We start from the raw sequence: 642 nt of genomic DNA on the forward strand, positions 1-642 counted from the left end.
GCCAAAGATTGCCTCGTGGCCTTTATGGTCTCCGGCCACGGGACTCTTGCCCGGAGTATGCCAGGTGCAGGTCTCGTCGATGATTAGCGCCAGCGTGTCCATGTCTCCAGTATTGAACGCGGCATAACCGCGCCGAACGATCTCGGAGTCCTGATCTCTTGACGTCACATCTGCCATAACTTTCCTCCCTAACCGGCGAAACCGGTAGGTTTGCCGGCTGGCAAATTATAGGCCGTTCATTCGAATATTCAATTTTGCTAAAATGCTTCGGAACTAAGATTAGGCGCCACGCCTTGAATCGCGTTCCGTGAGTCTGTGCATGCGTTTGAAGTTCATCCCTCCGTTGATGCCGACCTTGGTGGAGAAGCCTGCCGAGGGCGATGGCTGGATTCACGAAGTCAAGTTTGATGGCTACCGCTCCCAGATCGTGAGGGATGCCGACGGCGTGCGCATCTTCACAAAGCGCGGTCTCGACTGGACATCGAAATACCGCGACCTCGCAGCCGCCGCGGCCTCGCTCGAGGTGGAAAGCGCCATCATTGACGGCGAGATCATCGTCACCAACGAGGCGGGGATCTCCGACTTCGCAGCACTTCGGAAAGCGATCACCCGGCGCCAGCATGATCTGTACTTCGTCGCCTT

Annotated in this window: 1 protein-coding gene; it reads left to right on the forward strand. The window is 56.9% G+C overall.

Annotation, left to right across the window (positions count from 1 at the left end):
• Positions 1-319 precede the first annotated feature (319 nt).
• On the forward strand, positions 320-642 hold a 323-nt coding region (locus AC04SI_RS33340), incomplete at its 3' end, for an ATP-dependent DNA ligase (RefSeq protein ID WP_488475737.1).

It is taken from the genome of Mesorhizobium sp. CNPSo 4689 (assembly GCF_057784325.1).